Raw genomic sequence first — 26,033 nt, forward strand, 5'->3', positions numbered from 1 at the left:
TTGTAACTAAAATAATTATAGTACAAATTTATAAAAAATGAAAATACTTATTGTTCTTGCTCATCCCGAAGAAAAAAGTTTCAATGCGGCCATGTTCAACACTGCGGTCAGAACTTTAGAAAAAGAAGGTCACGAAGTGAAGACCACCGATTTGTATAAAGAAAAATATCAGCCGGTCAGTGGGAAAGAAAACTTCACCCGATTAAAAAATGCAGATTATTTTAAGCAGCAGAATGAAGAATTATTTGCCCTGGAACATTCTACTTTTGCTCCTGATATCGTATCGGAACAGGAAAAGATCGAATGGTGCGATATGATGATCTGGCAGTTTCCCCTGTATTGGTTTTCCGCTCCGGCCATTTTAAAAGGCTGGATTGATAAGGTCTTTACAATGGGAAAATTTTATGATAACGGAAAAATTTTCGGTGACGGATTTTCGGTTGGAAAAAAAGCAATGCTGTCTGTAACTGCCGGCGGCCCTGAAAAAAATTATACAAAGGACAAATATGGTGATATAAGCTCAATTTTGTTTCCAATCCATCGTGGAATTCTGGAATTTCTCGGTTTTTCGGTCTTACAGCCGGAATTTATTTATTCTGTAGAACGGCTTACTGACGAAGAAAGAGAAACAGTATTAAACAACTGGTCCGAAAGGTTGATTAATATTGAAAAAGAAATCGTGAAAAGCTAAGGGCTGATGATTGGAATTTAATCACCCTGTCCCGGAAAATGGAAATGGTAGGGATCTGAATACTTATTTCTTGAAAAAACATCAAATTAGTAATGCAAAATTTAACTGCTTTCTAAAAAAGTTAGATTAATTTTAGCATCCGGGAAAACCGAAAAAGATCTCTTACCATAAATCCTCCGTAAAATTGAAAAATACATTAAGCTTAATTGCCTTATTTTTAACCTGCATACATTTATACTCTCAGAACACCTATGTCTTTTTTGGCTCATTCAACCGGGATAAAACATCTGAGGGCGTTTATGTATATCAACTGGATACCATTAAAGGCAAGTTGAACAAAGTAACTTCCTTTAGAGGAATTTTAAATCCTTCATTCCTTACCTTGTCTCCAAACGGAAAGTACATTTTTGCCTGTACAGAAAGTAAAACACCGGGTGCAGGAAGTGTCAGCAGCTTTAAATTCAATCCTGAAGAAGGAAAGCTGACTTTTATCAACAGTCAAAAAAGTGGTGGTGAAAATCCGGTTTATGTAGCGGTCCATAAAAACGGTAAATGGCTGGTGAATGCCAATTATACCGAAGGCAGTGCCTCTGTATATCCCTTGTCTGAAGATGGTACTATTCATCCTTATGTACAGAATTTTCAGTTTTCAGAAGGAAGCATCAATAAGCAAAGGCAGGACAGATCACATATTCATGCCGCTGTTTTTTCCCCGGATTTCAGTCAGGTATTTTTAACGGATCTCGGTGCCGATAAAATCAGGATCTATATGTTTGACAGTAGTGCAAACGAGCCTCTGCACCCTTCAAAAACACCTTATGTGTCGACCACTCTAGGAGCCGGACCAAGGCATTTCACCTTTCATCCGAACGGAAAATTTGCTTACTCCATCGAAGAAATGGGAGGTGCCGTTAATGCATACAGGTATGAAAACTCCACGCTGGAAAGCATTCAAAGAATAAATACACATAATGATCAGTACAAAGAAGAATTTGAAAGTTCTGACATCCACATCTCTCCGGATGGTAAATTTTTATACGCGTCTAATCGTGGAGATGAAAATAATATTGCCATTTTCTCGATTCTTGAAAACGGAACATTAAAAAATATTGGATATCAGCCCACATTTGGCAAGCAATTAAGGGTTTTTGATATAGATGAAACAGGAAAATTTCTAATTGTCACCAATGCTTCCAGCGGAGACGCTTTCGTATTCAGGCGTAATCCTGAAACAGGTTTATTGAAAAAGGTGGGAAAAAGAACAAAGATTAAAGGAGTTTCGTGTGTAAAAATAAGAAAGTATTGATTTACTTTTTTCACACAGCAAATTTTTTACAAAAAATAAGATATCCTAACAAAGTATCTTATAATTGTATAACTTTAGTTTTATGACAACCATTGAACAGCTTTATAAAACCTTAGATGAGCGCATACGTCCGGAAGATGTTGCGGAGATGATCGTTGAATTAATGAAAAACGACCTGAACCGTCATGAACTTTCTGTTTTGGAAAAAGCTGCTCAGGGCTCATTGAAAAGAAGTCTGTATGGGTATACTTCAATGCTCGAAACTTTCGGAACTGCAGTTGGAGCAGAAAAGCAGATCAAAAAAGCAATTGAAATCTTTAAAATCAGTCAAAGCGAAACTTCCAATTATCACTATATTGAAAATATTGAGACCTTTTTAATGGAAACATCTCCTTTGATCCATAAATCAATAGGAAAAAATGATTTTCGTAGCGACAGACTCAATAAAATTCAGAGAAAAGAAGCAGGACTGGATCTTTCCAAAAGGAACTACAATAAAAAATGGCGTCTTCTGAAGCGTATTGAAAAAAGACTATACAAGTGCATCCAGGAGTCCAAAAAGATTGAGTTCCAGAAAATAGCAAAACATGGATTGGCACACACCATCAGTCCTGAAGATTTTAATGCAGATCTTAATACCGCCTGTTTTATTGCCTATTTCAATGCACGGAGTAATGTAAGAAGTACATTTACCAATCAAAGCCAGGAAAGGCCGTTTGATGAAATCTGTGAAATGTTATTCAACAGATGCAAAGGAAATGCTGACAAAACCAACTGGCAGGCTGTTTCATATATCTATACCAATGAAGAAGCTTTGCACTATCTTGCCGACGAACAGAAAGGAAGACTATTGGGCAAATGGAGTAAAATCCTGCAGGAAATTGCTGAATTCCTGGGAGAATTGTGGACAGATAACGAGATCAACAGGAAAACTATGGCTGTAAAAAAAGGCAATGATTCAACTACATGGAATAATACAGCCGGAGCCTGGAATAAAGCAAGAGACAACTGGATGAACCTGATCTATGCACTGGGGATGGAATATATTCTCGATGATATCTGCTTCGGAAAAGTGATGCGACTGATGGCTGCCGATGTCATTGCATGGCATTTATCCAGTGGTGGAAAACTCGACCCCAACACAGAAGTCTGGAATATACTACCTTTGCCATGGGAAGTTTTTCAGGAAAAACAATTCTGCAATAAAAAAATGATTGTACAGGTTTGCAGAAAAGCCGGTATTGATCCTGAAAAATCAGGCTGGATTGCTCCGAAAACGCAACAGGTAAGCCAGTTTAAACCAACGCCTGAACTGGTACATGGAGTGACCGTTTCAAACCCTTTTCTTGCATCGGTCTTAAGAAAAAACAAATATTTTTCAGGCAAAATCTGAAAATAATAGAATAACGGATAGGTTAATTCAGTGGTAGAATTCCCGGCTCTTCATCCGGGTTGACGCAGGTTCGAGCCCTGCATCTATTCAATTTCTGATATAGCTCAGTGGCAGAGCACCCGGCTCTGGACCGGGAGGACACAGGTTCGAGCCCTGTTATCAGAGCAATAATAAAGAAAATAGTGTAATCTTTAACTCAATTAAAAATTATCATCATGTTACTCGCCATTCTCCTTCCTTTTCTGTCCTTTATGGTCCGTGGGAAAATACTTACAGGCATTGTCTGTCTCATTTTACAGATTACCCTCATCGGGTGGCTTCCTGCTGCTATCTGGGCGGTTTTATCCCTGAACAATGCCAGGGCAGAACGAAGAAACGACAAGCTGATCCGGGCCATGAAAGAAAATGGAAGATAAGGTGGTTTGAAAAAATCAATTAAAATCCAATATGAAAATTGCATTTAAAGATAAAAGACTGATTATCAATCTGATCCTTGGTATTGTATGGATTATTGTCGGCGTCAGCTATTTTCTGGAAGGTGAAAGCACCAGGTTCGGTCCTTATTTTACTATTGTTCTGGGTGCTGCCTATCTTTGCATGTCTGCTTATGAATACTATAATCAGTATCTCACCATTACCGGCGAAAAGATTCAGATCAATACATTTCCTAAAAAGCAGATGACTATCCGTGAAATAACAGAAGCAGGTTATTACGCCGATGATTTTACCTTCAGAACTCCTGGAAAAACTTTAAAGGTGAGAAAATCCCAGATCAGCGCAAGAGATCTTCCTAAGTTTGAAGCTTTCTTCAATGATTTGAAACTGAAGCTAAATACTGCAGATATTGGTTAACCTTACATAATCAATCCTTCATTGATTATTTTTTTTACAAATTACTATAAAGTATAACATAGTAATGTTATTTAATTATATCTTTGCATAACAAAATAATAACTATGATCTCTAAAAAACTTTTTACAGCCCTCCTGCCTCTCCTGTTTTTTTGCAATACCATCAGCGCACAGAACATTGAAAAGAAAGCAGACAGCATCATACTAAGCGGTTTCAGCAACAAAGATGAGCCTGGCGGCGCATTCTTGATTGCAAAAAAAGGAAAGATCATTTACCGGAAAGCTTTTGGAAAAGCCAATCTTGAATTGAATGTCGACATGACTCCTGAGAATGTTTTTCAAATAGGTTCCATGACCAAACAGTTTACAGCTGTTGCCATTCTAATCCTTGAACAACAGGGGAAATTAAATGTAACAGATCCTGTTTCAAAGTATATCAAGGATTATCCTTCAGGCGATAAAATTACCATTCACCATCTGCTAACCCATACTTCGGGGATCAGGGATTTTACAAAAATGAAATCTTTATCTGCCATTGCCCAAAAAGAAATGAAGCCTGAAATGATGGTCGATTTCTTTAAAAATGAACCTGTTGATTTTGCTCCCGGAGAAAAATTTGACTACAATAATTCAGGATATGTGGTCCTGGGATATATTATTGAATTGGTTTCAGGGCAGACTTATGAAGATTTTATCAGAAAAAATATATTTGAAAAGGCAGGTATGGACCATTCTTACTATGCGACCGACCGCCAGATTATTCCCAAAAGAGCGTGTGGATACCACCAGAAAGAGCATGGATTTGTGAACAAAACAGTAATCAATTTCAGTGTTCCATTTGCATCCGGTTCCCTGATGTCAACGGTAGATGATATGCTGAAATGGCAGCAGGCTCTGAACCAGAATACATTGCTAAATTCCACTGAAACTCAAAAAGCTTTCCGGAAATACAAGCTTAATAACGGTGAAGAATTTACCTATGGCTACGGATGGCATTTGAAAGACATTGGCGGAATTCCTGACAGGGAGCATGGCGGAAGCATTTTCGGATTCAAAAGCATGGGCGTTTATATCCCCGGTGAAGATATTTACGTTATAGGATTCAGTAACTGTGACTGTCATTCGCCGACAGAAATCACAAGAAATATTGCCAAAATCGTTTTGCAGTCAGAAAAAAATAATCACTGGAATGAAAATTACCACACCAAAAGGATGGAATCTTGAATTTAAACGAACTGAGGAAGGATGGCAAAGCGACAGGAACCTGACAGGTAGTGACGGAATCTCTTTCACTAAAAATCCTTATTTCATCTTTCCGGATTGCCTGTATCAGGAATATTCCGAGGGTAACGATTTTGAAAATGATCTCGGACAGTTCATTGATTTCTATCTGGACAACCGGTACACAATACTCTCCCAAACGAAAGCAGCTGTTAATGCTATTACGCAGCACAATCATGATTTTGCAGCCGATGATGAAGTCAATTATATCATATCCTATATTGAGATTTCTTACCTTAAACGATATGAATTCAAAATTAATTTTGTGTTCATGTACGGGTATGCTTTCTACGATATCTTTTATCAGGTTATATCGCCTGAACATTTTATCATTAACAAAGTGGAGCGGCTTTTAAATTATTGATGCCATTCAATTTACTGTGATGCAAAAGAAACAAGAAATAAAAAAATACTATCACAAAACTTGAAATCATTCATTAAATTAATATTAGTGTGCGGAAGAATAATGGTTAAGTTGATCAATCATAAAAGGATTAAACATCCACTGCATAACATTTTTACTCATTTTCATTACATATTTTGTATCTTTAGTTACCATTTGGAAAAGACATGTGGTATATAAGCAATGGCAGAAGAACTTTTTTTCATCAAGACGAATCCTAATATTGCCAAAATCAATTTGTATAATAAATTGTGCCGTGATGAGGAAAAAATCATTGGCTTTCTTCAGTCCGATGCCAAAGTAAGCCTTGAAATCATTAAGAATAAAGTAAAAGATTCCATAGAAAATCTTTCAAAAGAAGAGCTTTCGAGTATTTTCCGATGGCTCAGCACTGCTTATCCTGCAGATCAGGAAGAGGCCAAAACCCAGCTTTTCATCCATGGGCTCGATCTTTTTTATGAAATTCCGGAAGAACAGCATGTGAAAACCTTTCAGGAAATCCTTGCTGATTATGAGAAATATGCTAAGAAGGACCTGGACTTTATGGTAGATGCTCAAAACTTTAATCAGTTCCTTGTCTATGGCTTGTTTTTTACAGACATTGCTCTCAAAGAAAAAGGAAACGACACCATTCTTTCCCATTATTTAAAAACAGATTACCCTTCTTTACATGCTCTTGCAGAAGAACAGTTCCGGACCAGAGGATCGGATATCAGCAATGATGCTGACCTCCATCGGTATTTCGGGGAACTGTATGACCTGACGAAGTTTTATAAAGGGCCTATCGTTAAACTGGATCAGTAACAGGCTACTTATAACTAAAAATATATTTAAAGAAATAGTAAACCAAACCTCCCAGCAGATAAGCTGCAACATCCAGAATATCCCCGGTAAATTTTCCTGAAAGCATCGGGCAGATAACTTCAAAAAGCAACGAAAGGTAGATAACCGAGCTCAGGATAAACTTAATATCAGGTTTCCACTGGCATTTCAGCACGTCATTTATCAGATATTCTATCAGGTAAGCATACATCGGAACTGTAATGAAATCTGTCAGATGATTACTGATCACTGGAATGAAAATTCCTTCTTTCCTCAAAAAAATCATGACCAGCCAGATTATAAGTCCCAGCATAAACCAGTATGAAATTTTATTTTTCATCACATATGAAGCAGGGCCATGATGAAACCGATAATGACCTGCAGGATCTTCACCAGTGTTTCCTGTACATCTTTTTCTTTTCCTGAATTCCTTTCTCCGGCAGTTTCGTAGTTGAACATTTCTTTCCCTTCCATTCTTATTGATTTTCGGAAAACAAATATAATAAAATTAGAACAATTGTTCTAATTTTGAAATATAATTTAAACTCTCTTATATTTGAACAATGAAAACAAAGGACAAGATACTATCAAAAGCAATGGAGCTGTTCAATGAAAAAGGCTACAATAATATTACTACAAGGCACATTGCAGCAGAACTGAATATCAGTGCGGGAAATCTGCATTACCATTTTAAACATTCGGAAGATATTATCAAGATCCTTTTTTCTGAGTTGGTCCTTAAAATGGACGATTTATTGAACAATCTGCAGAAAATAGAGAATAAGACCCTCGAAGATCTGTATCATTTTACATTTTCCACCTACGAAGTCTTTTACTCTTTCCGCTTTATATTCATGAATTTCTTTGATATTCTGAAACATATTCCGGCTATAGAATCGCAGTATGAATCTATTAATATCAGCAGAAAAGATGAGTTTCAGGAGATCTTCAAAGGCTTTCAGAAAAACGGCATTTTTATAGAAGACATTCCGGATTTTATACTCAGAGGTCTCACTACACAGATCTTTATCATTGCAGATAACTGGATCATCCACAACTGCCTTGCTTTTAAATTCGAAAAAGAGGAAGCAGTAAAACACTATGCACTGATACAGATGAACCTGTTCTATCCTTTACTTACCAAGGAACAGCAGAAACTGTATGAAACAAAATATATCCGTGAAGCATGATCATGAGAAATTGATTTTAGCCAAGATGGGAAAAATATTAAATTAAAAAATAGCATGCAGGAACTACATCCGGATTACCGCCAGCTTAAAATTCCGGTTCCAAAGGAATTCGAGAGTATATTCACGTATTTTTACTACGCGGAAAACAGTTCGCCCGCTCCGGTTACAAAAACCCTGCTCCCCTCCTACCAGACTATTATGCTGTTTTGTTTTGGTGAAAATGCCTTTATGACAACTCAGGAAAAAAATACCGTTGAAGTAAATCAGTGTATTGTTTTGGGACCGGTACGCCATGCCTTTGATTATACGCTGCCGGCAGGAACTTCTATTCTGGTAGCCAATTTTAAAGATGATGCTTTCTACAGGTTCTTTGGCCAGGCCCTTGCGGCTGGAAACGGAACACATCCCAACGAACTTCTTCATGATAACTGTTTTACAGAACTCTGGCATCAGATCTCTGTTTTTCCGTCTCCCGAAGAAAAAACCAGTCATATTCTGGAATTCTGCAGGCCCTATCTTCAGAATCAGGATGAGATCATCCGCCTGCTAAGCCATTTTGAAAATCCCGGATTGAATCCTATTAAGGCAATTGCCAAACAAACCAGCCAGAGTGAAAGAACTATTCAGCTGAAACATAAAACACAGCTCGGATATTCATCTAAAGAGCTTAACCGCTATAACCGCTTTCTCAAGGCCATTACTATCATTGAAAAAGAACTGGCCCACCAGAAAAAAATTGAATGGTTCAGTATTATTGACGAATGCGGTTATTATGATCAGAGCCAGCTTATCCGTGATTTTAAACACTTTATCAATCTTTCGCCTTCCCAATATGTAAAATTCCAGGATGACATCTGCCGCTCCGGGTCAGCATAACACCTTTCGTTTTCTTACAATTTCTGTAAGCTGCACTGCTCTACATTTGTCTCATAAAATTTAAATCTAAAAACAATGAGACACTTAATCATTTACGCGCATCCTAACGAGAACAGTTTAAACAGCAACCTTCTTCAAACCGTAGTTGAAAGTCTGGAAAAAGGTAATCATGAAATAGAAATAAGGGACCTCAACAAAATCGGATTTGATCCTGTCCTTTCATTGGCAGATATGCAGGGCCAGCGTACCGGAAGGGTTTCAGATGATGTGAAAACCGAACAGGATTTCATTTCAAGGGCTGAAACAATTACATTTATTTACCCGATTTGGTGGACCGGAATGCCAGCCATTATGAAAGGCTATATTGACCGGGTTTTCAGTTATAATTTTGCCTACCGGTATGATCAGGGAGTTCAGAAAGGACTTTTAAAAGGTAAAAAAGCAGTCATTATTAATACCCACGGAAAGTCACACGAGGAGTATGAGCGCATGGGAATGGATAAAGCCCTTACTTTAACATCGGACAACGGAATTTTCCTGTACAGCGGTTTTGAAATCATACAGCACTTCTTTTTTGACAGAGCAGACAAAGCTTCTCAGGAAGACCTCAACATCTGGAAAGAACAGATCAGAAACACCTATTCACAGCCTGTATTAGATTTTTAAACGAACAAACGATAAGATGCTATACTGAGCTATTTTACTTTATAGCCTGCAAAATATTTTTAATACAGGTCCTTGCAACAGCTTTTAATTTTTACCTGAAAAACGATTTTATGGCATGAAATTAGCTGCAAAAGCGCTAAGTAAAATTGTTTTGAAAACCTTTATTTTAAACCATTAAGATTAATCAACTGTCGAGAACAGTGAGTTTAAAACTCAGCTGATATGGAACTTTACAGCAGATCTTAGTGGTTTAAATATTGGATTTATCTTAGTTTTTTTCTACATTTACGTTATCAATGAAACATTTAAACAGCATATTGCATCTTCCTTTCTTTAATGAGTATTACACCCCGGCGAACCGTTCGGGAAGACTTTCTATATCTGTAATCTAAACAAGAATAACATCCATATAATATAGAGCCCGGACAGTATTGTCCGGGCTTTTTTAATTTAAAAATCCAATAAAGATGATCAGCACACTAAAAGAAAACACAGCCATCATTCTTCCGGAAAACGGTCTGGAAGAGAAACTGGAACAGGCTGAAAAGGAAAACAGGAAATTAATTATTAAGCTTGGATTTGATCCTACCGCTCCGGACCTGCATCTGGGCCATGCCGTGGTGCTCAAAAAACTGAAACAGTTTCAGGAGCTTGGGCATCAGGTTGTGATCGTAGTAGGAAGCTTCACAGCACGAATCGGTGATCCGACAGGGAAAAACAAGGCACGGAAACCTTTAAGTGCCGAAGATGCCAATCATAATGCACAGACCTACATCAACCAGCTTTCAAAGGTTATTGATGTAGAAAAAACCAAAATTGTTTTTAATTCCGATTGGCTGGATACGCTTAGTTTTCCGGAAGTTATTCAGCTGATGTCGAAAATTACCGTCGCCCAGCTGATGCACCGGAACGATTTCAATAAAAGATTTACAGAAAATACGCCGATTGCAATGCATGAGCTTGTTTATCCAATCCTTCAGGGTTTCGACTCTGTACAGATTGCATGTGATATTGAAATGGGCGGAACAGACCAGCTTTTCAACTGTACGATGGGAAGGCAGCTTCAGGAAGCCCACCAGATGCCGGTACAGATTGTCATGTGCATGCCCCTGCTTAAAGGTCTTGACGGTAAAGAAAAAATGAGTAAATCCCTGAATAATATTATCGGACTTACTGATGAACCGAATGAAATGTTTGGGAAAACCATGTCGATCCCGGACAGTCTTATTGATGAGTTTATCGATCTGGCTTCTGATTTTTCCGATGAGGAGAAAGCAGGTTTGCAATTAAAACTACAAAACGGTGAAAACCCAATGATTATCAAAAAAATGATTGCTAAAAATATTGTTGCCCAATACCATGATCAGGCAGCAGCCGAACTTGCAGAAAGCTTCTTCAGCAGTCAGTTTCAAAGCAAAAATACTGAGGAAAAAGTTTATGAACCGGTCTCTTTAAACTCGTTGCATCATACAGACAACCGGATACCATTGGTGGAACTCTGCAGCAAGCTTAAAACCGATCTCAGTAAATCGGCAGTCGGGAGAATGATCCGAAGCGGAGGTATTCAGGTTAATCATATAAAAATAACGAATCCTGATGAAGAAATTGAATTATTCCCACAAACAAAGGTAAAAATCGGAAAAAGAGATTTCTTTGAACTGATATAAGTCGATGTGTTTTTAATATATTTGTTTTGATGAATAAAATTGCATGACTACAAAAGAAATTTTCGACATAATAGAAGACGAGCTCTATCTCACGGTTCCTGATTTTGAGATTGAGGAAGAACGTATTTTCTGGAAAGATGCTTTCGGGGCGGAAATTGAAATAGGCAGACACAGCACAGCAATCAATAATCAGGGAATCTTTGCATGGTGGCAAAGCAATGAAGCGGGGCATGAACTGATAAGAATAAAAATAAACAGGGATACCATCATCAATTGGCGGCCTCCGGTAAATACAATGGGACAGCCTTCGTCAGGAGGACATTTACAGTTTTTTGAAAACTTTCTTATTATTTTATACCAGGACAAACACAGACAGCGGCTTTTTGTTTTCAATATTGATACCCTAAAAGCAGAAGAAATCATTACCAAAGGCTTCAAGTAAAGTTAAACAGCAATGAACTTTTCATCGCAGACAGCTTCGAAAATGAATTTATAAAAATTACTTTATATCCTGACCGGCTGGAAAGAGAAGAAATTGACGAAGAATATATAAACAGCAGAAATATAAAATTTGATTAGGCAATGAGCTATTTTATGGTTGATATCGAATCGGATGGCCCGATTCCGGGAGACTTTTCAATGATCTGCTTCGGAGCAGTTCTGGTGGATGAGGAACTGGAGACTACCTTCTATGGCAAGCTTAAACCTGTTTCTGAAAAATTCAATGCTGATGCTTTGGCAGTTTCAGGATTCAGCAGGGAAGAAACAATGGGTTTTGATGATCCTGAAGAAGTCATGCTTGGTTTTGAGAAATGGATTAAAGAAAATTCTAAGGGAAGACCTATTTTCATCAGTGATAACAACGGCTTCGACTGGATGTTCATCTGCTGGTATTTTCATCATTTTATCAACAGAAATCCCTTCGGATATTCTTCAAGAAGATTGTCTGACCTGTATTGCGGACTGGAAAAAGACACTTTTGCCCAATGGAAGCATCTGCGCAAGACAGAGCATACACACCATCCCGTAGATGATGCAAGAGGCAATGCAGAAGTCCTGCTGTATATGAAAAAGGAAATGGGACTGAAAATAGGGTTGAAATAGTTTTGTCTGAAACTATGGGAAGAATACCGAAATTTATATTATGAATACAATTTCCTACAGAAAAGCATCAGAAAACGATATAGATTATCTCCTTGATCTGAGAATCAAAACCATGAATCCCCATTATACCGATTCCGGTCTTCCTACAGACAGAGAATCTACGCTCCAGAGAATTCTTTATCAGTTCGACAAGGCCCATATCATCCTCCTGAACAATGAACCCGCAGGATTGCTGAAGATCAATAAAGCAGCTGATAAAACGGAAGTACTACAGCTTCAGATCGATCCTGATCAGCAGGGGAAAGGACTCGGAAGAACCATTTTAACCGATATTCTGAAAGAAGCTTCCACAGAAAGAAAAGCCGTAGCTTTAAGCGTATTAAAAACCAATAAAGCCCAACATTTATACACAAGCTTAGGCTTTAAAACTGTAGGTGAAGATGATTATTCTTATTTTATGGAATTCCATGAAGGATAAACATTTACTTAAGTTCTAAAAAAACTAAATTTCCTTATTGGTTTATCATTCGTCGGAGGTATTCACCTCCCCTGTAGGGGTGGCGAAAATTCAAAGAATTTTTAACGGGGTAATCCAATCCCACGTCCTACTGATTGGCCATCGTCACCAATATCAGCCTTCCACCTTCTTCCGCAGACAAAAGTATTTTTTCCCATCTGTCAGCTCCACCATAGATCCCGACGGAATTTCTTTCTGCTCCGTAACATCTTTCATGGAAGGTAAACTCTGATTTACGAATACCCACTTCCCGTGATGAAAAGTAAAATAACCTACCGGCATTTTATCCTGCATGGTAAGGTTTTCATTTCTGATCACTTTTCTGGATACATGCCATTTGAATAGATATTGATTGTTATAGACCATCAACCTGTGGTTTTCCGGTTTCCATATATCTCCATCGAATTTAAAATACAGATCCAGTACCGGAAGTGTTCCCCGGTGGGGTGTTCCGCAGAAAGGACATTTCGGGTGGCTGCTGTTATCAAATACATACCATTTCTCTGTACATTCCGGGTTGTGGCAGGGTTGGATCATATCTGCAGTCTTCAGCAGCGCAGTTTCCCATTCATTGGCTGTAGGACGGCGGATTGGATCGTGAAGCCCATCTATAAATGCTTTTTTAAATAGCTCGGAAAGATAAGGACCGGCCGCCGTAAACGGAATTTTTTCGGATCGCCCCAGAAAGCATCCCATTTTCTCAGATGATCCGCTTTCACCTGATTAGACGGATCTGTGGGGTGTTCCACGAACAGAGCTTTTTCGCCCATAGAAATAATCTCATCTTTTTCGGAATCCAGATCCCAGATCTTCCCTCCTCTCAAAGGATGTCTCCTGAACAAATACATATAAATCAGTACAGCCAGCGCATGAAGGTCAGTTTTCTGGTCAGGAAGGTGCCTTCCGGGATCCTGCATATTCAGATGCTTGGTTTTTAAGACTTCGGGAGCAATAAAATCTGCCGTCCCGATTACTTCCGGGGGAATAATTTCGGAACCACAAGCCCGTCTATATCAATGATGCAGGCCGATTTTGTAACCGGATCGATCAGAATATTGTTATAGGAAAGATCCGAATGGGCCAACCCCATCTGGTGAAGCTTTTTTACGCCCCTGCTGATATTAATCGTGATCTGGAAATAGCTGAGCCAATCCCCAAGCTCGGAATCATCCAGCCTTAGAGGATACTGCCGGTTTCTGAATATGGGAGCCGTAAACCATTTCCCTACCTTATCCTGACCCTGAATATTATCTGAACCTACATATCCTTTTGCAAAAAAGAACTTTTGGTGGTAAATAGGCACCACAATTCCCGTCAGCTTTCCTTTTTCCACAATATCATATGGCCATCTGAATATTTCGTTCAGAAAATAATCTGCCGAATTTCCGTTTTTAATATTTCCGAGATAGGTGGAAACAATTCTCATAATGCGCTCTTTCTGCCCTGCATCCAGAGGATTCCGGTAAAAAGCAACTACATATTCCCTGTTCGGCGAAAAGTAAACATCTTTCACCCCGCCCCGGATAGGGCTTTCGTCCACATATTGGTAGGATATGGCTGGGTCAAGAATGGAAGTAACTTTAACGATGTTTTTCATGTTTAATAGATTATAGCCAAGGTTCTGTCATCATGATTTCCCCGGCTCCAGAAATCGGTCCAGAGAAGAAGCTGCTCATCAATATCGATATCGTTGATGAAATCTACCTTAGCCCGGTCATCATTATTCCCGCCAAGGTCATTAAAAAAGTTTTCCAGCTTTCTATATCTTCAAGCCGGCTTTCCGTCATGAATTTCGGATCATAGATACCATCTGTCATCAGTACCAGATAAGAAAAATCGTTAACGCAGGTGATCTTAAACCTTGAAGCCACATTATCATCATTAAAGATTTCTTTCATGGTCACAAAACGGGTTCCGCCTCCAAATTCACCTACATCCATCCGGTTCAGAAGCTTTACTTCAGAAAAATCAGGATTAATCAGGCTGATCGGGCTGTCTCCAACTCCAAAACTAAGGATTACATACCCAAAATCGAATTTTTTAGTTAATACAAATACCAGAGTGGTATGAAAGTCTTTAATAGAAAAAGAATTTTCTGCTGCGGTTTTATCTAAAACATGGTAAACATCATAAACACTTTCATACAAAAGTCGGATAACATTTTCTCCGGCTTCGGACTTTGTTTCTTTTGAGGACTGAATGGAGTAAATATCTTTAATATTCTTTTCGATGTCATTTAAAATATCTTCAGAGCTGAAAAAACGGTTAACTGAACTGACAGCCAGCCTGGAGCCTTCCCTTGCCATAACAGCAGAGCCCGCCCCATCTGCAACAGAAGCAATAAACCAGCCTCCGGGAAGGGCTTTCACCGCAAAATCATCATCCCTGAATTTTCCTTCGTGAGCATGGGAACGTCCCCTTTTGGATACGACCGTGATTTTTTTATCTAAAAAATTCCTTTGTAGGAATCTTCGTCAGGTTTATGATAAATATCGTCTGTATCACTTGGAATATTTTTCCAGAGATTTTTAGGATCAGCGTTAATGAACAGATGTACCTTCTTAACCTCCGTACTGCTTTCGTCATGGATATGATAGAATTCAATATCCAAATCATGAACATTATTGGCATAAGGTGTCCCCGATATTTTATTATTTTCGAAGGTAAGCCCTGTATCCTGAAGATTCGCAATATTACTGATCCTTATGTTTGGAAAATCATCCAGCTCAAAACTGAACTCGTAAAACTGATTGGAGCTGGCATTTTTAAGCACCAGATGAAAATCTTTAAACTCTTCTTTTTCCCTGTAAATAACAGCTTTTTCCATGGTTTGTTTCCTGCGGATAGTCTTCCTTACCCTAATGTTCTGTTAATATCAAACCCTTCGCTGGAAAACCCATAATAATCCGAAGTTCCGCACCAAGGGCATTTATTGTAACCCTCTCCCCGCAGACAGTGGATCCCACCACATGAACAGGTTGCCAATGCAATGGGATTGGCACAGTGAGGACATGACGTGCCTCCCTGAAGTTCTTCAATAGAAATTTTAAGATTATTTTTCTGGGAAGAGGAAAGTCTCAGATATGCTTTTTCATCAATTTTATAAGCTCCATCCAGTCTGTAATATCTTGTAGACATCCCCGGTATGCTTGATTCCGCGAATGTTTTTTTAAACTTCATTAAATATAATTTCTCTGTTTCCGAGCATTTCCCGTTCAGAACCACAAAATTGTTATCCGGAAACTTCTGCTCCAGTTCCGGGTTTACTTTTTCCAGGATAATGGAATCTATTTTGGAGAGGTTAATTCCTTCTTTATTGGCTTCGGTAACACTCTGGCTGGTTGTTTTAATGGAATCCGTCACCCATTTGAAAAATTCCCTGTAGGAATTCTCATCGGAATTATTGAACAGCAAGACATGGTCCGACAGGGTTCCAAGCAGTTTATAATTTGTATTCTCGCCTATAGATACCGCAATGGTATTGGATTTTCCATGATATTTATTGTTCCATCTTTCGATCGCTTTGGTGGCATCATCGGTAGGAACTCCATCTGTAAAGAGAAAAACGATGGGTTTCCAGTCTCCTTTTCTTTCATAGGTTGTTTTCACAATATCTCTGTCTATGCAGTCCATCACTTTGATCAGTCCATGGGACAAAGATGTTCCGCTTCCGATCGGGATTTTCGGAGGATAAAAGCTGATAATATCCTGAAGCGGCGTTATTACCTCAGCTTCTCCTGCAAAACCGATAATCGAGATATAAACCGTTTCCAGTGAATACGGGTCTTTTTTAAGTTCTTTAATGATATTGGCGATACCTTCCTGTACCTGCTCAATAGGGTCTCCCACCATAGATTCGGAGACATCAACTAAAAAATAAATGGGCAGTCTTCTCATGATTTATAAAGACAAAGTGATTTAGATAATAATATTAAGCTCGGAAGGAGGAGGAGGCAGCGGAATATTTTCTCCGGTTCCCTGGGATTTCCCGCCCATCGTAATGGATGAACTTACCCATTTGAAAAATGAGGAAAGCGTGATTGCATCGGTAGTATCCAGCTTTACCACATGGTCCGTAAGCTCTTTCAAAAACTGTTCATCTGCTTTAGGGCCTGCAGCACAGCCTACAATAGCACCGAATTCCATCTCTCTGATTACCGGGATCATCTGACGGTATTTCTGAATATCGGATGGCTTTCCATCTGTAAATATAAACAGCAGCGGCTGCCAGTCATCTTTTTCATCTGAAGAACCTCTAATCAGTTCTTTTTTACCAGCTCCGAAACCATTTCCAACGCCGCCCCGGTATGGGTAGGGCCGCTGTCAGGGCAAGTGATCTCCATCGGATAAAAACTTGCCAGATCAGTTAAAGGAATGATATTTTTAACCTCACGGTCAAAAGTGATCACACTCAGATGAAGGCTTTCCATGGCCTGGGGATCTGCACGGAGCATGCTAATAAGCCCGTTAAATCCGTTATTGAGTGCCTGGATAGGCTCACCGTTCATGGAACCTGAAGTATCCAGTAAAAAGTATGCTAATAATCTCCTGCTCATTGGTAAGATAATAGTATTTCTGAAGCCGGCAGCGGAAGTTGAAAACTTCCCTGCCGGCTGTTGGATTAGGTAAAATTCGGTTAATTGCTGTAGGCGTACTGCTTCAGGATCTCAATAAAATTATCGGTCTGGTGAGGCTCCCCTAAGGCACGGAATTTCCAGTCACCGTTGTGACGGTAGGCTTCGGCAAAAACCATCGCACATTTTCCGTTCATACTGGCATCACCTGAAAGGCTGTATTTTGTAATTTCTTTTCCTTTGGCATCTACCGCACGGATAAAGGCATTCTCTATCATCCCGAAATGCTGGTTATTTTGTTTTCCCTGGTAAATAGTTACCAGGAATAGTATTTTCTGATAACTTTGGTCAAGCTGGTCAAGCTTCACAATGATCTGTTCATCGTCACCATCTCCGGCTCCGGTCCTGTTATCTCCGGTCAGCCATATATTTCCGCTCGGATGCTGCATAGAATTGAAGAAAACCACATCACCCTGATAGAGTGCAATCTGTCTTCCGTCGTTGGTTTGTACTGTTCTTCCCAGGTTAGCTACTTTTCCGTTTCCATCCAGGAGAAATGCTACCGCATCAAGATCGTATTCCGCTTCTTTATTGAACAGTTTTCCAAAAAAACCACCCTGTTTTCTTACGTCCCATCCTAAACCGATCGTTACTTTTGAAAGGTCATAAACACTTTCTCCGCGGTCGTTTTTTCTTAAATCAATGGTTTGACCCTTCTGTAAATTAATTGCCATAGTTATAGTTTTGTGTATTTGAATATAATTATTTAATGATCTGTCCTTTGTAATATTTCTCAAGGAAGAAAGCAAGGTCTGCCCTGTATCCTATTCCTGAAGCTTCAAACTTCCAGCTTCCGTTTCTTTTGTATAATCTTCCGAATTCCACTCCGGTTTCAATAGAGAAATCTTCGTCCAGCTCATATTTCGCTATCTCCTGGCCGGTACTGTTATCTACAATTCTGATGTATGAATTTCTCACCTGTCCGAAATTCTGCTTTCTTCTTTCAAAGTCTTCGATGGTTACTACGAAAAGAATTTCTTCTGCTCTGGGATCTACTTTTTCAAGATCTACAATAATCGCTTCATCATCGTCGCCATCACTGTTTTTACCGTTTGGATCATCTCCTGTATGGATGAGTGCCCCATCGGGAGACTGCAGGTTATTATAGAAAACAAAACATTCTTCAGTTATTAATTTTCTGTCGGAATCAATCATGATGGCAGAAGCATCCAGATCAAAATCAAAACCGGTTCCTTCATTCGGGTCCCAGCCCAGGCCTATCGTCATTTTTGTAAGTCCGATCTCTATCTTTTGTCCTTTCTGTAAATTAATTGCCATAGTGTCTTAGTTTAATTATTTTTTGTTTAAGATAAATTTGATTTGTGAGCTGACCAAATTTATCGATAAAAAAATGAATGGCCCATGATGAATGAGATAAATATTACATTTTATGAGGGTTTTAACATATGTATGAAGAACAGAAGCCTGTCTTTTTTGACAAGATTAAAATTACATTAGCTTGTGAGAATTAAATTCTCACATAAAAAAGACCCAATTAAAAAATTGGGTCTGTATATTAAAAGCTTTATTATTTATTCCTGAAATACTTTGTCAGAAACCGCTTTCTCTCTTGCTTTGGCGAGCATCGGTATGGAAATTAGCCCCATGACCAGCATAATGGTGATCTGCAGAGGAAGTGAAATAAATGAATAGGTCAGCCCCATTTCAGCTCCCAGATCCGCACTTTTCCCCATTGAGATAAACAAAGCCATAAACCCGTATTTCATTGCCAGGTTAAAGGCTCCAATGCCTCCACTTGCAGGAATAATCATTCCGAGGGTACCGACTACAATGATAAAAAAGCCGTCAGCTATAGTAAAATTGGAGGTTTCAGGAAGTGCAAAGCAGACAAGATAAGCTGCAAAATAATAGCATATCCAGATTCCTAATGTATAAAGGATGAATTTTCCTTTCTCTTTTAATTTGAATATGGTAGTTAAACCCTGGAAAATACCGTCAATAAAATTCACAATCTTTCCTAAAAACGGGATATTTGCCAGCTTCTTTTTGAAAATAAAAAACAAAACAGTTCCCAATGCAAGAGCCAGAAGAATTAAGAGGATCTTATTCGGGTTAAGGTTAATGCCTGAATTTTCATAAAAGGACAGGATCGCTTCATATTTGAATAAAAGGGTCAGCCCCAAAAATCCAAGCATGCAGATAAGATCCACTACTCTTTCCAGAATGATGGTCCCGAAAGATTGATCCACCGGAACTTTTTCCACCCCATATAAAGCAGTAGCTCTTGCCACTTCTCCACTTCTGGGAATGGTAAGGTTCATCAGATATCCGAAAGATATGGACCAGAGCGAATTGGAATTGGAAATTTTGTGTCCCATCGGCTCCAGCATTAAGTTCCAGCGCACAGCCCTGAACCAGTAAGCCAGAAGCCCAAAAACGGCTGCGAATAGTACCCAGAGGTAATTCGCTTTGGCCAGAGATGCCCTGATTACTTTAAAATCAAGTCCTTTTAATGCAAGCCATAAAAAAAGCCTGCAAAAGCAAGCGAGATTACTATTGTTAGTATTGATTTTATGGGGCTCTTTGTTTCTTTCTCCATAAATTAGGTCAGAAGATTTGTTTTTTCATCCGGAAAAACGATTTTCGGCTGGAAGACTTTCGCTTCTTCAGGCGTCATCTGGGCATAAGCAATGATAATAATGATATCATCTTTCTGAACTTTTCTTGCAGCAGGCCCGTTCAAACATACTTCGCCGGATTTTCTTTTTCCTTTGATAACATAGGTATCAAAACGTTCTCCGTTATTCACATTGACGATATAGACCCTTTCTCCCACTACCAGACCGGCAGCTTCTATAAGATCTTCATCAATCGTTATACTCCCAATATAATTAAGGTCAGAGGCTGTAACCCTTACCCTGTGGATTTTAGACTTGAAAACTTCTATTAACATTCTGCAAATTTATTAATAAAAATTAATAAATCGGGTGTTTGAAATCATTTTAAAACTCCCACAGACCCAGCTATTTAATTTTATATTACACAAGTTTTCAAGATATTGTTTATAAAATCAGCAAACATATCGAGGAAAATATTAATACTTTACACATAATTCAGGATTTAATAAATACAGGAAATAATATTAATTTTTTGCTAAAGTCAATACTCATAAGCATTTGGCATGATTTTAGTGAGCGGTAACGTAGATTTTACGTGAAAAATGAAATTATCATATTTTAACTGTTTTCAGCAAAAACTAAAAAAGTTTTATAACTTTTAATAAAATAATTGCACAATTAGAAAATAGTATTATATTTGCTATAATTACGAACTAACTTAATATTAAAAATTATGAACAAGTCTGAATTAATCGACGCAATCGCAAAAGATGCAGGAATCACTAAAGTTGCAGCTAAAGCTGCTTTAGAATCATTCATTGGTAATGTAACTACTACTCTAAAGAAAAAAGACGGAAAAGTTTCTTTAGTAGGATTCGGTACTTTCTCAGTAGCTGAGAGAGCGGCTAGACAAGGGATCAACCCTGCAACTAAAAAACCAATTAAAATTGCTGCTAAAAAAGTTGCTAAATTCAAAGCAGGAGCTGATTTATCAAACGCAGTTTCTGGTGCTAAGAAAAAATAATCATTCAGATTAGAAAATTCAAGACCGTTTCTCAGGAAGCGGTCTTTTTTTATGGGTGGCTTCGAGGGCCTCAGCCATCCAGATGTTTTCGACATTGCAGAAAATATGGTAAATAGAAATATTGATTCGTTTTTATTTTTCTCTTATTGTTTTCTTTTTTTGGCTAAAGCCTTTGATTTTTTATACATAAAAAGCGGGCTAAAGCCCGCTCCTATTGATTTTTAAATGATATCTCAACATTTTTATTACTCCTCTGCACCTCTTCCATCTTCCCTCATCCTGCATCCATCTTCCAAGCTAACCTTACGGTGCAAGACGGGAAATTTTCCAGTCCAGATCTTCAAGCTGGTAAATGATCCTGTCATGGAGACGGTTGGGTCTTCCCTGCCAAAATTCTATTTCGTAGGGTTTTGCAATATATCCGCCCCAGTTCGCAGGTCTTGGTACTTCACTATTTTCGTATTGCTTTTCGAGCTCTTTTAATCTTTCTTCCAGAAACTCTCTATCGGGAATTGCCTGGCTCTGCGGCGAAACAACAGCTCCAAGCTGGCTTCCTTTAGGTCTTGAGTGGAAATAGCCGTCGCTGAGGTTTTCAGCAATTCTTTCCAGATTGGCTTTAATGATGATCTGTCTTTCAAGATTCGGCCAGAAAAAATGAAGACAGGCTTTATGATTGCTTTCTATGGCCTTTCCTTTCCTACTGTTGTAATTTGTGTAAAAAATAAACCCTTCGTAGGTATATTCTTTAAGCAGCACCATTCTTGTCCTGGGACATCCATCTTCTTCTAAGGTAGAAACTGCCATGGCATTGGCTTCAGAGACTCCAGGGGTATTACTGGCATCCAGAAACCAGTCCCTGAACTGTTCAATCGGATTTTGTTTTATCTCACTTTCAATAAGTTGGGATTTCTCATACACTTTTCTTTTGTCGTGCAGGTTTTCCATAAATATTTTTTATTAAATTTGAGTATGAATTACTCATACAAAGGTAAAATATTAATTTCCACACCTGACATTTCCGGCGATATTTTTTCGAGATCGGTAGTGTTGATCGTTGAGCATAACGAAAGCGGTGCATTTGGTTTGATATTAAACAAGAAAAACGGCCAGATGAGTAGTAAGTTTAAAAACTTTTTTGATTTCAAAATAGAGGTCTATGACGGCGGCCCTGTGGAAAATGACAAGGTCTTTTTTATCGTTAAGAATAAAAAGGTTACTGAGGTTTATTCTGAAATCAACAAAGACTTTTATATCACGGAAGACATTGAAAGCATCATCAGCGCTGTTCTTAATAAGGAACTGAGCATTAATGACGTGAAAATCTTCTCAGGATACTCAGGATGGTCTGCCGGACAGCTTGATGACGAGGTACAAAGGAAGATGTGGACTGTAGTGGATATCTACAATCTGGATTATACGCTTCCCAACGACCAGACCCTTTGGAAATCGATTATGCAGAACCTTGGCGGAGAATATCTGCTGTGGGCCAACTCACCTGAAGACATCTCTCTTAACTAACTGAATTTCTTTCTGATACACTTAAAAAACATTAACAAATTTTAAGATTATATTAACCAATTTTATAGAAAGAATTTCCGTTCTTTGAAAAACCAAAAATCACTGAAATGAAAGGAATCAAACTACTTGCTTTAGGAGCCTTTTCCGCCTCATTTTTATCATTTACTCCCATCAACAAAAAATATATCGTTATCGATGCCGGACACGGCGGAAATGACTTGGGAACGGTTTTTGAAAAATTCTCTGAAAAAGAAATTACCATCAATATTGCCAAACAGATCCAGAAACTGAATGAAAATCAGGATCAGTATGAAGTGGTATTAACCAGAGATACTGACACTTATCCAAGCCTTCAGGAGAGAACGGATATGATCAACAAGCTTAATCCTGAAATGGTCATTTCCCTTCATTTGAATAACAGCCCTCAAAAGGAGACTCCAAAACAGGGCACCGAAGTATATATTCAGAATACTGAAAATTCAAAAAAACTTGCTGAAAAAATCTCTAAAAAATTTGATGTCCGCAAAATTGAAGAAAAAAATCTTCACATGCTGAGAGAAACAAAATCGCCTGCAGTATTGGTAGAGCTTGGCTTCATCAACAATACTAAGGACAGAGAATATGTGACGAGTGAAAACGGACAGAAAGAAATTGCACAAAAATTCACAGAAATAATCCGTGAATATTAAATAAAGAAACAATTTCTGATTTACTCAGAATAAAACCCGGTAAAGGACTTGGGTACTTTGTTGTTTACCGGGTTTGTCAATTATTCAAAACTATTTTTCCAGCTTTCCACCATTTCTTTAAATCGGGAGCTTTCAAAAGTCTTATTTCTTATTTTACCTACAGAAAATATGCCTTTCTCGTCGGAGATCATTAAAATCTCTTCGGCTTTTTGTGATTCAAAGGCAATGATTTCATGCTCCTGAATATCTGCCAGGTTATTTTTATGTAAAAAAGTAACGAAGTTTTCCATTAAAGGAGAGATGTACGCCCCTTCAGACTGTTTTGGAACTTTAATGACGTTTCCTTCCAGAAATAAAAGGTTTCCGGAAGTGGTACGCGCAATCCGTTTGTTGGGATTCAGCAGGATCACATCATCTAAGTCATTTTCTTCTGCGTAAATACCCCCGTAAATATTTTCCGGACAATGAACCCTGATATTACTCAACAAGTTATTATTTACATTGATTTCCTTGATGAGATCCATTTCTAACGGTCTGTGATGAACCGCAAGCACATCTTCCGATTCCGTCACTTCATAAAAATAGGATACGGAAGATTTTGAAACCGTTATTGCATCATTATTCCTGAAAACCTGAAAATTGATAATCCCGTTTTTTATTCCTTTACCATCGATAACGTCTTGATGAAAAAGGGTCTGGAAAAACTCCAATGTATAGGTAAGCGGAATATTCATCCTCATTTTCCGCATGGAAGCCATTAAGAAGAAATAAGATTCTTCATCCATGATCAGTTTACCGTTTCTCACAAAGAAAGAAACCTTCACTGCATCGCCCAAAAGAAACGCTCTGTTCTTTACATTTAATCCGTCTGATGTAAAATATTGATTTTCCAATTTTTGAAGTGATTTATTTATAAAAAAATAATGAACGATAAATCGTTCATCAGTTTTACCATGTGATAGTATCCGGCTTATGCCGCACCTAATTTTATTCTAAGGTTTTCTATAAGGTTCTCCCAATACAGTGCATTCTCCTGCTCGTCACCTTCTTCACAAAAATCTGTAATATTCAGTGCCAGGTCTTCCGTAATATCGTCTATTGTAATCGTCATTTCAAAGAAGTTTTTAGTCCCTTCATCTTCTTCCCATCTAAAACGTACGAAACCTTCAGGCTTATATCTAATCAAAGTGGCCTTTTCGGCAGGCCCTCCGCCCCAGCTAAAAAAGAAGTCATCGCCTTTTTCTGTTACCTCATCCGCAAACCATTCAGATAAACCCTCTGCCGTCGCCAGATATTCGTATAAAATCTCTGATAAACAATGCATTGGAAATTCGTAATGGACTTTATGTTTCGCCATATAATCTTTGTTTTTATCGTCCCGCAATATATAAATTAATTTTTTTATTACACTAAAAAGCGGTTATTTTTTTAAACAATCTTCATGATATTTATCACAGATTTTAAATCTATATTGAATCTAATTTCAGGACCTGAAACTGCCATGCAACCCATAAAAAATCTCTCCTGAACGGAGAGATTTTTTTATTTATTTTTTGTTTAATACATCAAGGATAATCTGGCATCCCTGTCTGATTTCGTCCATAGAAATGGTAAGGGGCGGTGAGATTCTCATGTACTCGTTTCTGTAGAGCTGCCAGAATACAATAAGCCCTTTTTCCATGCATTTTTTAGCTACTTCCAGGGTATATTCGGGTGTTCCCAGATTAACGGCAAGCATGAGCCCTTTCCCGTTGATATTTTTAATTTTGGGATGTACCAGAAGTTCTCTGAACAGCTTTTCCTTTTCGACGGTTTCATCCATCAGTCCGCTTTCGAGAACTTCTTTCAAAGTGGCATAGCTGGCTGCAGCAATCAGAGGATTTCCCCGAATGTTGTAATATGCCCTAACTTTGGGGAATGTGATAATGTTTCCATGATTTCTCTGGAGCTCATAAAAGCACCTACAGGGACTCCTCCGCCCATTCCCTTACCCATAACAAGGATATCGGGAACAATTCCGAAATGCTCAAAAGAGAATAATTTACCGGTCCGGCCAAACCCTGGCTGGATTTCATCGAGGATCAGAAGTGCTCCTACCTCTTCACATCTTTTTTAAGCTTGATTAAATAATCACCTTGCGGAACTAAAAATCCTGCTGCTCCCTGAATGGTTTCAAGAATCACACAGGCGGTCTTATCTGTAATTTTATCCAGATCGTTTTCGTTATTGAATTCTATAAAACTTACCATTGGCAGCAATGGACGGAATTCCCGCTTATGGGTTTCATTACCGGATACACTCAATGCGCCATGGGTATTCCCGTGATAAGAATTTTTAAAGGAAACAATTTCTTCTCTTCCTGTATATCTTTTGGCCAGTTTAAGGCTTCCATCGATCGCTTCCGCACCACTGTTGACCAGATAAGTAATTTCAAGCGGGTCCGGAGTAGCTTCGGCCAGGAGTTTACATAATGCTACAGGCTTTTCCTGTGCATATTCCCCGTAAACCATTACATGAAGGTATTTGTCTGCCTGTTCTTTAATAGCTTCCACCACTTTAGGATGCGAATGCCCTAAAGTATTGGCAGAAACACCTGCGACAAAATCCAGATATTTTTTGCCATCTGTTCCATAGATATAGCTTCCTTCTGCTTTTTCAACTTCAAAACCTGCTGCAAATTTTGTGGTCTGTGCCTGATATATAAAAAAGTCTTTGTGCATTTCCATTGTCTCGAAAATTTTCAGCAAAGCTAAAAAAGATTCAGCACATGCAGAAATTATCGGCCCCTGAATAAAAAAATTGCCCTTAGAATTCTAAGGGCA

At 38.4% G+C, this 26,033-nt stretch carries 32 protein-coding genes, 2 tRNA genes and 3 pseudogenes; 20 read left to right on the forward strand and 17 right to left on the reverse strand.

Features of this window, described 5'->3' with window-relative positions; genetic code table 11:
* The first annotated feature begins 37 nt into the window (after positions 1–37).
* From N4G44_RS16215 to N4G44_RS16260, 10 genes are all read left to right on the forward strand, one after another.
* Positions 38–691: an NAD(P)H-dependent oxidoreductase gene (locus tag N4G44_RS16215; RefSeq protein ID WP_474928376.1), complete on the forward strand. Its 654-nt coding sequence runs from the start codon at positions 38–40 to the stop codon at positions 689–691.
* Between the two features lie 184 nt (positions 692–875).
* Positions 876–1,997 (forward strand): lactonase family protein, encoded by a 1,122-nt coding sequence (locus tag N4G44_RS16220; RefSeq protein WP_474928377.1) that lies wholly within the window; start codon positions 876–878, stop codon positions 1,995–1,997.
* Between the two features lie 82 nt (positions 1,998–2,079).
* Entirely contained in the window at positions 2,080–3,390 is a 1,311-nt protein-coding gene (locus N4G44_RS16225) for a hypothetical protein (RefSeq protein WP_474928378.1), read from the forward strand.
* 15 nt (positions 3,391–3,405) lie between these two features.
* Positions 3,406–3,480 (forward strand) — tRNA-Lys (locus N4G44_RS16230).
* A gap of 3 nt (positions 3,481–3,483) precedes the next feature.
* A tRNA-Gln gene (locus N4G44_RS16235) sits at positions 3,484–3,555 on the forward strand.
* A 50-nt stretch (positions 3,556–3,605) separates the two neighbouring features.
* The gene (locus N4G44_RS16240; protein ID WP_228374920.1) at positions 3,606–3,806 is read left to right on the forward strand and encodes a YqaE/Pmp3 family membrane protein; all 201 of its coding nucleotides are present in this window, start codon (positions 3,606–3,608) and stop codon (positions 3,804–3,806) included.
* Between the two features lie 31 nt (positions 3,807–3,837).
* Positions 3,838–4,242, forward strand: a complete 405-nt coding sequence (locus tag N4G44_RS16245; protein ID WP_474928379.1) for a hypothetical protein — start codon at positions 3,838–3,840, stop codon at positions 4,240–4,242.
* Between the two features lie 104 nt (positions 4,243–4,346).
* Positions 4,347–5,465 (forward strand): serine hydrolase domain-containing protein, encoded by a 1,119-nt coding sequence (locus N4G44_RS16250; RefSeq protein ID WP_474928380.1) that lies wholly within the window; start codon positions 4,347–4,349, stop codon positions 5,463–5,465.
* Positions 5,431–5,886, forward strand: a complete 456-nt coding sequence (locus N4G44_RS16255; RefSeq protein ID WP_474928381.1) for a hypothetical protein — start codon at positions 5,431–5,433, stop codon at positions 5,884–5,886. Before N4G44_RS16250 ends, N4G44_RS16255 begins: the two co-directional genes overlap by 35 nt.
* Before the next feature lie 222 nt (positions 5,887–6,108).
* A complete protein-coding gene (locus tag N4G44_RS16260) occupies positions 6,109–6,729 on the forward strand; it encodes a hypothetical protein (protein WP_474928382.1) in 621 nt (206 codons plus the stop codon).
* Between the two features lie 4 nt (positions 6,730–6,733).
* Here N4G44_RS16260 and N4G44_RS16265 read toward each other — a convergent pair whose 3' ends face one another.
* Positions 6,734–7,060: a hypothetical protein gene (locus N4G44_RS16265; RefSeq protein WP_474928383.1), complete on the reverse strand. Its 327-nt coding sequence runs from the start codon at positions 7,058–7,060 to the stop codon at positions 6,734–6,736.
* Positions 7,061–7,086: 26 nt separating this feature from the next.
* A complete protein-coding gene (locus N4G44_RS16270) occupies positions 7,087–7,221 on the reverse strand; it encodes a hypothetical protein (RefSeq protein ID WP_474928384.1) in 135 nt (44 codons plus the stop codon).
* An 89-nt stretch (positions 7,222–7,310) separates the two neighbouring features.
* Here N4G44_RS16270 and N4G44_RS16275 point away from each other — a divergent pair, with 89 nt between their 5' ends.
* The 7 genes from N4G44_RS16275 to N4G44_RS16305 all read left to right on the forward strand — a co-directional run bounded on the left by N4G44_RS16275 (position 7,311) and on the right by N4G44_RS16305 (position 12,728).
* Positions 7,311–7,937 (forward strand): TetR/AcrR family transcriptional regulator, encoded by a 627-nt coding sequence (locus N4G44_RS16275; protein WP_474928385.1) that lies wholly within the window; start codon positions 7,311–7,313, stop codon positions 7,935–7,937.
* 54 nt (positions 7,938–7,991) lie between these two features.
* Positions 7,992–8,813: an AraC family transcriptional regulator gene (locus tag N4G44_RS16280; protein WP_474928386.1), complete on the forward strand. Its 822-nt coding sequence runs from the start codon at positions 7,992–7,994 to the stop codon at positions 8,811–8,813.
* Positions 8,814–8,888: 75 nt separating this feature from the next.
* On the forward strand, positions 8,889–9,479 hold the full coding sequence (locus N4G44_RS16285) for an NAD(P)H-dependent oxidoreductase (protein ID WP_474928387.1): 591 nt from the start codon (positions 8,889–8,891) through the stop codon (positions 9,477–9,479).
* A 467-nt stretch (positions 9,480–9,946) separates the two neighbouring features.
* Complete coding sequence (gene tyrS / locus N4G44_RS16290; protein ID WP_474928388.1) at positions 9,947–11,146, forward strand: tyrosine--tRNA ligase; 1,200 nt, start codon at positions 9,947–9,949, stop codon at positions 11,144–11,146.
* A gap of 43 nt (positions 11,147–11,189) precedes the next feature.
* On the forward strand, positions 11,190–11,588 hold the full coding sequence (locus tag N4G44_RS16295) for a hypothetical protein (protein WP_474928389.1): 399 nt from the start codon (positions 11,190–11,192) through the stop codon (positions 11,586–11,588).
* A 152-nt stretch (positions 11,589–11,740) separates the two neighbouring features.
* Positions 11,741–12,250, forward strand: coding sequence for a 3'-5' exoribonuclease domain-containing protein (locus tag N4G44_RS16300; RefSeq protein WP_474928390.1), 510 nt, complete (start codon positions 11,741–11,743; stop codon positions 12,248–12,250).
* A gap of 40 nt (positions 12,251–12,290) precedes the next feature.
* Entirely contained in the window at positions 12,291–12,728 is a 438-nt protein-coding gene (locus N4G44_RS16305) for a GNAT family N-acetyltransferase (protein WP_474928391.1), read from the forward strand.
* 153 nt (positions 12,729–12,881) lie between these two features.
* Here N4G44_RS16305 and N4G44_RS16310 read toward each other — a convergent pair whose 3' ends face one another.
* The 11 genes and pseudogenes from N4G44_RS16310 to panD form a co-directional block, all read right to left on the reverse strand.
* Positions 12,882–13,463: a hypothetical protein gene (locus tag N4G44_RS16310; RefSeq protein WP_474928392.1), complete on the reverse strand. Its 582-nt coding sequence runs from the start codon at positions 13,461–13,463 to the stop codon at positions 12,882–12,884.
* Positions 13,376–13,684 carry a hypothetical protein gene (locus N4G44_RS16315; RefSeq protein ID WP_474928393.1) on the reverse strand — a complete coding sequence of 103 codons (309 nt, stop codon included), beginning with the start codon at positions 13,682–13,684 and terminating at the stop codon, positions 13,376–13,378. The genes N4G44_RS16310 and N4G44_RS16315 overlap by 88 nt, the downstream gene beginning before the upstream one ends.
* A gap of 53 nt (positions 13,685–13,737) precedes the next feature.
* Entirely contained in the window at positions 13,738–14,364 is a 627-nt protein-coding gene (locus tag N4G44_RS16320; protein ID WP_474928394.1) for a hypothetical protein, read from the reverse strand.
* Between the two features lie 103 nt (positions 14,365–14,467).
* Positions 14,468–15,205: a PP2C family serine/threonine-protein phosphatase gene (locus N4G44_RS16325; protein WP_474929010.1), complete on the reverse strand. Its 738-nt coding sequence runs from the start codon at positions 15,203–15,205 to the stop codon at positions 14,468–14,470.
* An 8-nt stretch (positions 15,206–15,213) separates the two neighbouring features.
* Positions 15,214–15,594, reverse strand: coding sequence for a hypothetical protein (locus N4G44_RS16330; RefSeq protein ID WP_474928395.1), 381 nt, complete (start codon positions 15,592–15,594; stop codon positions 15,214–15,216).
* A gap of 26 nt (positions 15,595–15,620) precedes the next feature.
* Positions 15,621–16,664, reverse strand: a complete 1,044-nt coding sequence (locus N4G44_RS16335; RefSeq protein ID WP_474928396.1) for a TerY-C metal binding domain-containing protein — start codon at positions 16,662–16,664, stop codon at positions 15,621–15,623.
* Between the two features lie 21 nt (positions 16,665–16,685).
* Positions 16,686–17,323, reverse strand: a pseudogene (locus N4G44_RS16340) (vWA domain-containing protein).
* Positions 17,324–17,403: 80 nt separating this feature from the next.
* On the reverse strand, positions 17,404–18,075 hold the full coding sequence (locus N4G44_RS16345) for a TerD family protein (protein ID WP_073061120.1): 672 nt from the start codon (positions 18,073–18,075) through the stop codon (positions 17,404–17,406).
* A gap of 28 nt (positions 18,076–18,103) precedes the next feature.
* Complete coding sequence (locus N4G44_RS16350; protein WP_474928397.1) at positions 18,104–18,679, reverse strand: TerD family protein; 576 nt, start codon at positions 18,677–18,679, stop codon at positions 18,104–18,106.
* Between the two features lie 254 nt (positions 18,680–18,933).
* Positions 18,934–19,961: pseudogene (locus N4G44_RS16355) on the reverse strand (lysylphosphatidylglycerol synthase transmembrane domain-containing protein).
* A gap of 3 nt (positions 19,962–19,964) precedes the next feature.
* On the reverse strand, positions 19,965–20,315 hold the full coding sequence (gene panD / locus N4G44_RS16360; RefSeq protein WP_040998077.1) for an aspartate 1-decarboxylase: 351 nt from the start codon (positions 20,313–20,315) through the stop codon (positions 19,965–19,967).
* 398 nt (positions 20,316–20,713) lie between these two features.
* Between panD and N4G44_RS16365 the strand changes: the two genes are divergently transcribed.
* On the forward strand, positions 20,714–21,004 hold the full coding sequence (locus tag N4G44_RS16365; RefSeq protein ID WP_002976900.1) for an HU family DNA-binding protein: 291 nt from the start codon (positions 20,714–20,716) through the stop codon (positions 21,002–21,004).
* 303 nt (positions 21,005–21,307) lie between these two features.
* Here N4G44_RS16365 and pdxH read toward each other — a convergent pair whose 3' ends face one another.
* A complete protein-coding gene (pdxH, locus tag N4G44_RS16370) occupies positions 21,308–21,949 on the reverse strand; it encodes a pyridoxamine 5'-phosphate oxidase (RefSeq protein ID WP_474928398.1) in 642 nt (213 codons plus the stop codon).
* Positions 21,950–21,973: 24 nt separating this feature from the next.
* Between pdxH and N4G44_RS16375 the strand changes: the two genes are divergently transcribed.
* Positions 21,974–22,522: a YqgE/AlgH family protein gene (locus N4G44_RS16375; protein ID WP_048502462.1), complete on the forward strand. Its 549-nt coding sequence runs from the start codon at positions 21,974–21,976 to the stop codon at positions 22,520–22,522.
* A 107-nt stretch (positions 22,523–22,629) separates the two neighbouring features.
* Positions 22,630–23,211, forward strand: coding sequence for an N-acetylmuramoyl-L-alanine amidase family protein (locus tag N4G44_RS16380; protein ID WP_474928399.1), 582 nt, complete (start codon positions 22,630–22,632; stop codon positions 23,209–23,211).
* Between the two features lie 80 nt (positions 23,212–23,291).
* On the opposite strand, the gene N4G44_RS16385 is transcribed toward N4G44_RS16380, so the two are convergent.
* From N4G44_RS16385 to N4G44_RS16395, 3 genes and pseudogenes are all read right to left on the reverse strand, one after another.
* A complete protein-coding gene (locus tag N4G44_RS16385) occupies positions 23,292–24,104 on the reverse strand; it encodes an aminotransferase class IV (protein ID WP_474928400.1) in 813 nt (270 codons plus the stop codon).
* A 77-nt stretch (positions 24,105–24,181) separates the two neighbouring features.
* Positions 24,182–24,568 carry an START-like domain-containing protein gene (locus N4G44_RS16390; RefSeq protein WP_040998091.1) on the reverse strand — a complete coding sequence of 129 codons (387 nt, stop codon included), beginning with the start codon at positions 24,566–24,568 and terminating at the stop codon, positions 24,182–24,184.
* Positions 24,569–24,757: 189 nt separating this feature from the next.
* Positions 24,758–25,931: pseudogene (locus N4G44_RS16395) on the reverse strand (aspartate aminotransferase family protein).
* Between the last annotated feature and the right edge of the window lie 102 nt (positions 25,932–26,033).

The organism is Chryseobacterium sp. GTID13 (assembly GCF_056172655.1).

Bases quoted from the DNA above. Each gene is read 5' to 3' on its own strand.
- N4G44_RS16255 (WP_474928381.1), top strand. From the start codon at position 5,431: ATGAAAATTACCACACCAAAAGGATGGAATCTTGAATTTAAACGAACT.
- N4G44_RS16260 (WP_474928382.1), top strand. From the start codon at position 6,109: ATGGCAGAAGAACTTTTTTTCATCAAGACGAATCCTAATATTGCCAAA.
- N4G44_RS16275 (WP_474928385.1), top strand. From the start codon at position 7,311: ATGAAAACAAAGGACAAGATACTATCAAAAGCAATGGAGCTGTTCAAT.
- N4G44_RS16375 (WP_048502462.1), top strand. From the start codon at position 21,974: ATGAATTACTCATACAAAGGTAAAATATTAATTTCCACACCTGACATT.
- N4G44_RS16350 (WP_474928397.1), bottom strand. From the start codon at position 18,679: ATGGCAATTAATTTACAGAAAGGACAAAAGATAGAGATCGGACTTACA.
- N4G44_RS16270 (WP_474928384.1), bottom strand. From the start codon at position 7,221: ATGGAAGGGAAAGAAATGTTCAACTACGAAACTGCCGGAGAAAGGAAT.
- tyrS (WP_474928388.1), top strand. From the start codon at position 9,947: ATGATCAGCACACTAAAAGAAAACACAGCCATCATTCTTCCGGAAAAC.
- pdxH (WP_474928398.1), bottom strand. From the start codon at position 21,949: ATGGAAAACCTGCACGACAAAAGAAAAGTGTATGAGAAATCCCAACTT.
- N4G44_RS16335 (WP_474928396.1), bottom strand. From the start codon at position 16,664: ATGAGAAGACTGCCCATTTATTTTTTAGTTGATGTCTCCGAATCTATG.
- N4G44_RS16330 (WP_474928395.1), bottom strand. From the start codon at position 15,594: ATGGAAAAAGCTGTTATTTACAGGGAAAAAGAAGAGTTTAAAGATTTT.
- N4G44_RS16240 (WP_228374920.1), top strand. From the start codon at position 3,606: ATGTTACTCGCCATTCTCCTTCCTTTTCTGTCCTTTATGGTCCGTGGG.
- N4G44_RS16265 (WP_474928383.1), bottom strand. From the start codon at position 7,060: ATGCTGGGACTTATAATCTGGCTGGTCATGATTTTTTTGAGGAAAGAA.
- N4G44_RS16225 (WP_474928378.1), top strand. From the start codon at position 2,080: ATGACAACCATTGAACAGCTTTATAAAACCTTAGATGAGCGCATACGT.
- N4G44_RS16320 (WP_474928394.1), bottom strand. From the start codon at position 14,364: ATGAAAAACATCGTTAAAGTTACTTCCATTCTTGACCCAGCCATATCC.
- N4G44_RS16300 (WP_474928390.1), top strand. From the start codon at position 11,741: ATGGTTGATATCGAATCGGATGGCCCGATTCCGGGAGACTTTTCAATG.
- panD (WP_040998077.1), bottom strand. From the start codon at position 20,315: ATGTTAATAGAAGTTTTCAAGTCTAAAATCCACAGGGTAAGGGTTACA.
- N4G44_RS16315 (WP_474928393.1), bottom strand. From the start codon at position 13,684: ATGCAGGATCCCGGAAGGCACCTTCCTGACCAGAAAACTGACCTTCAT.
- N4G44_RS16390 (WP_040998091.1), bottom strand. From the start codon at position 24,568: ATGGCGAAACATAAAGTCCATTACGAATTTCCAATGCATTGTTTATCA.
- N4G44_RS16245 (WP_474928379.1), top strand. From the start codon at position 3,838: ATGAAAATTGCATTTAAAGATAAAAGACTGATTATCAATCTGATCCTT.
- N4G44_RS16295 (WP_474928389.1), top strand. From the start codon at position 11,190: ATGACTACAAAAGAAATTTTCGACATAATAGAAGACGAGCTCTATCTC.
- N4G44_RS16365 (WP_002976900.1), top strand. From the start codon at position 20,714: ATGAACAAGTCTGAATTAATCGACGCAATCGCAAAAGATGCAGGAATC.
- N4G44_RS16280 (WP_474928386.1), top strand. From the start codon at position 7,992: ATGCAGGAACTACATCCGGATTACCGCCAGCTTAAAATTCCGGTTCCA.
- N4G44_RS16285 (WP_474928387.1), top strand. From the start codon at position 8,889: ATGAGACACTTAATCATTTACGCGCATCCTAACGAGAACAGTTTAAAC.
- N4G44_RS16215 (WP_474928376.1), top strand. From the start codon at position 38: ATGAAAATACTTATTGTTCTTGCTCATCCCGAAGAAAAAAGTTTCAAT.
- N4G44_RS16345 (WP_073061120.1), bottom strand. From the start codon at position 18,075: ATGGCAATTAATTTACAGAAGGGTCAAACCATTGATTTAAGAAAAAAC.
- N4G44_RS16250 (WP_474928380.1), top strand. From the start codon at position 4,347: ATGATCTCTAAAAAACTTTTTACAGCCCTCCTGCCTCTCCTGTTTTTT.
- N4G44_RS16380 (WP_474928399.1), top strand. From the start codon at position 22,630: ATGAAAGGAATCAAACTACTTGCTTTAGGAGCCTTTTCCGCCTCATTT.
- N4G44_RS16310 (WP_474928392.1), bottom strand. From the start codon at position 13,463: ATGGGATGCTTTCTGGGGCGATCCGAAAAAATTCCGTTTACGGCGGCC.
- N4G44_RS16305 (WP_474928391.1), top strand. From the start codon at position 12,291: ATGAATACAATTTCCTACAGAAAAGCATCAGAAAACGATATAGATTAT.